Source organism: Cryomorphaceae bacterium 1068 (assembly GCA_027214385.1).
Taxonomy (GTDB): Bacteria; Bacteroidota; Bacteroidia; order Flavobacteriales_D; family Cryomorphaceae; genus JAKVAV01.
The window spans coordinates 1-3,663 of the sequence record JAPVXR010000031.1 but is presented as its reverse complement, the minus strand read 5'-3'; the positions used below and the strand labels follow the sequence as shown (position 1 = coordinate 3,663).

Sequence of the window (3,663 nt, the reverse complement as noted above, 5' to 3'; positions counted from 1 at the left end):
CGTGTCCCCCGCTGGCGGGGGTGGATTTACGTGACGAAGGAACGGAAAGACGGGGGTGGGCAATCCCTATCACCCTCCCCCACCTCGTGCCTCGGTACCCCCTCCAAAGGGGGATATGATCGCGTAAGCCCTGGCATCTATAAATAAAGTCACAAACCCAATTCTAAATCAAATCCAAAACTGACTCGAATACGTGTCCCCCGCTGGCGGGGGTGGATTTCCGCGACGTAGGAGAGGAAAGACGGGGGTGGGATGTTCGCTTCGCTCACTTTTTTAACCACGGCAACACAGCGGCACGAGAACTATGTGTTAACCTCCCTTGTCAGTTCGAGTGCCGAAACGACGCCAGGAGTTTCGGTGTATCGAGAACTCCTCTTAAAAACAAAACCTCCTTCAAATGTCCTTCTCGATACACGCCCAGTCATGCTTCCTGCGCGCACTCGAAGTGACAGAAACAAGGATATTAAGCCAATAAGCCCGTGCCCTCCCTTTTCTGCATCCGACGAAGCTTTTTCAGCTGAGAGGAATGCACCGGGCAAGCGCAGGATTGAGAAAGCGCTACCACCCCGTGCGGTGGCAAATCGGAAAATAGTTCAATCCGTGAGTTTGTCGCCATGGAGATGGCACGTGCGGCAAAGACAAAGCTCAAGGATGGTATTTTCCGCGTCTTTTTTGCTCCACTTTTTTGACGACAAAAAAGTGGAAAACAGAAGAAGGACAAATGAAAACCACTTCTCGATACACGCCCAGTCATGCTTCCTGACCGCACTCGAAGTGACAGATGCTCATTGAAAGTCAACTAAGCAACTAGCTAACAGCCAATCGCTAGCAGCTAATAGCTAACCATTATTCAATCACCTCTCGATTTTTCACATACTTCTCCAGCCACTGATCCTGCTCCCAGAGTACGTGCAGGATGCTCTCTTTCGAGCGATACCCATGACTCTCCTTCGGCAACATCACCAATCGAACGGTGGCACCCAATCCCTTCAGTGCATTGAAATAGCGCTCGCTTTGCATGGGATAAGTCCCCGAATTGTTATCGGCCTCTCCGTGAACCAAGAGTAAGGGCTGATTCATTTTCTCGGCGTGCATAAAAGGTGACATGGTATTGTAGATATCCGGTGCCTCCCAGTAGTTTCTTTCCTCGCTTTGGAATCCGAAGGGCGTTAAGGTCCTGTTGTAAGCTCCACTCCTGGCGATACCAGCTGCAAAGAGGTCGGAGTGCGAGAGCAAATTGGCCACCATAAAGGCACCGTAACTGTGACCCCCTACCGCTACTCTATTTCTGTCGATATAGCCCAGCTCATCCACCGCATCGATGGCCGCTTTGGCATTGGCCACCAGCTGCTCTCTGAAGGAGTCGTTGGGTTCTTCATCGCCCTCTCCAACAATGGGGAATGAAGCATCATCGAGCACCACGTAGCCGCGCGTGACCCAATACACCATCGATCCGTAGTAGGGATAAGTAAACTCATTGGGGTTTTGGGTGCTCTGTCCGGCGCTCGACTTGTCCTTGAATTCCGTGGGGTAAGCCCACATAATCATGGGCATCTTTTCCTTTTTCTCTTTGTCGTAGCCAATGGGCAGGTACAGCGTTCCCGAGAGTTCCAGCCCGTCTTCGCGTTGGTACTTGATCACCTCTTTATCCACATCTTGAAGGCTTTTAAAGGGATTTTCAAACTCAGTAATTTGGGTGAGCTTCTTGCTCTTCCCTTCTCTGAAATAGTAGTTCGGGTATTCCGTCGGCGATTCAATTCTTACCAATAGCTCGTTCTTCTTAGCGTCGTAGCTGCGAATGTCCTCCACCTTGTCGGTGTATTCAGATTGGTACATTCTCGTTCTCTTCTGCGTTTGGATATCAAATCGATCCAAGAATGGGAACTGCCCTTCGGCGGTGTATCCATCTCCGATAGAAAAGAGTTGACCGTCTTTAATAGACAATACCATGCTACCCATCTCATTTCGTTCTGAGACAAAACTTCCCGGGTCGTTGTATCGGTCTTGGTAGTTTCTGTCTTCAAATACAATCGGAGTTTGAGAAGCATCCGACGGGTTGAACATGTATGACTTGGTATTTCTGGTGTTCCACCAATAGTCGTAGGCGATCGCCATGTTATCCTTCCCCCAATCTACTCCGTATGCGCGGTTGATGGTTTTCATCATGCTTCGACCCTCTGAATCAAAGGGGGCATCCAACTGAAACATTTCATCGCGGTACTCCACTTCATTTTCAGGATCACCTCCGTCCAGCGCTACTGTGTAAGTCAAGGTTGCGGGCTTGTCGCTTCGCCAGCCAAAATCTCGCTTACCTTCTCTCACCGCCATAAAGCCTTGCGGCAAATCCTCTATTAGTGGAACCTCCAGTACTGTTTGTACCTCCTTTCCATCGGCCGTGTAGATGGTGGTTTTAGACGGGAAACGGCTGTACGGAACCAGGTAGGAGAATGGTTTTTCAATGGTGACTACCATGACGTAGCTCCCATCGGGCGAAAAGGTAATACTGCGGTACATATCGCTCTTCAGCCACAGTTCTTTCGATCCGTCAAGCGAGACCTTGTACAAGTCTGAAAGGGCCAATTGCTCAAAATTGAACTCATCGTTCTTGTTTTTGAGCAAATCCTGATAGGTCCTGTTTTGGGCTTTCTTACCGTCGTTTACTGAAATCGTGGGACCTGTCGGCACGGCAGATTCTGTGTCAATAAGGGGTTTTCTGTTCTCCAAAACCATTTTGACCAGGATGGATTTACCATCTTCAAACCAATTGATCACATCCCCCACATTGGCGTTCAAGTTGGCATTGGATAGTTTTGATACGGAAGCAGACTTCACGTCCAGCACCCAAAGCTCTACTCCTTCTGCCGTCGTATTGGTCAAAGCAATCTTGCTCTGATCCGGCGACCAACTGAAATTGGTTAGTTTGGGATTTTCGGGCAGCCCTTTTACCTGAATGATCTCTGCATTCTTCTTACCGAGATGTTTGAGCTTTACATTGTTGTAATAGGTCACGCGACTCCCGATATTGGTGGATGGATCAATTCGCAGTCCGCCCAGACGAAGCTCTTCTTTCGAAAGCTCTTCAATGGATTTGTAAGGATCCCGGTACAGCAAAACCATGTTTTCTTTCTCATCATCCAAAAGCACTCCCGGTGCCCTGGGAACATCCACCAAGTCTAAAATTTCTTGAGGAGGTTTTTGATAAGCGGTATTGTCTTGAGAAAATGTACTGGTAGCAAATACGAGCAAAGTCGCAGTCAGAATGGTTTTCATCATCGGTAGTTGGGTATTATGAAATTGGTAAATGAAACGTCCAATATAAGTTTTGCCGATGAAATGGCGCTTCGTTGCTTAATTAAACCCATAAATGGATATCGAGACGTGTCCCCCCCGGATGGGGTGGATTCGACGACAGGAGGAAGGAGAAAACGGAGGTGGGAAGTTCGCTTCAGTTCGGCTGCGCTCACTGACCACGCTCACTTTTTGTCCACGGATGTGCACCAATGGGCACGAATGGATTCGAATGGATATGAATGAGCACATATGAGAGTTATAACAAAATAGAGTCGTGCACGTGTCCCCCGCTGGCGGGGGTGGATTTACGTGACGAAGGAACGGAAAGACGGGGGTGGGCAATCCCTATCACCCTCCCCCACCTCGTGCCTC

2 protein-coding genes are annotated in these 3,663 nt (G+C 49.0%); one reads left to right on the top strand and one right to left on the bottom strand.

What is annotated here, in order from left to right; all coding sequences use genetic code 11:
- Window positions 1-846: 846 nt before the first annotated feature.
- Entirely contained in the window at window positions 847-3,270 is a 2,424-nt protein-coding gene (locus O3Q51_18300) for a prolyl oligopeptidase family serine peptidase (protein MCZ4410774.1), read from the bottom strand.
- Window positions 3,271-3,288: 18 nt separating this feature from the next.
- On the opposite strand from O3Q51_18300, the gene O3Q51_18295 reads away from it, so the two are divergent.
- Window positions 3,289-3,534 (top strand): hypothetical protein, encoded by a 246-nt coding sequence (locus tag O3Q51_18295; GenBank protein MCZ4410773.1) that lies wholly within the window; start codon window positions 3,289-3,291, stop codon window positions 3,532-3,534.
- Window positions 3,535-3,663 lie beyond the last annotated feature (129 nt).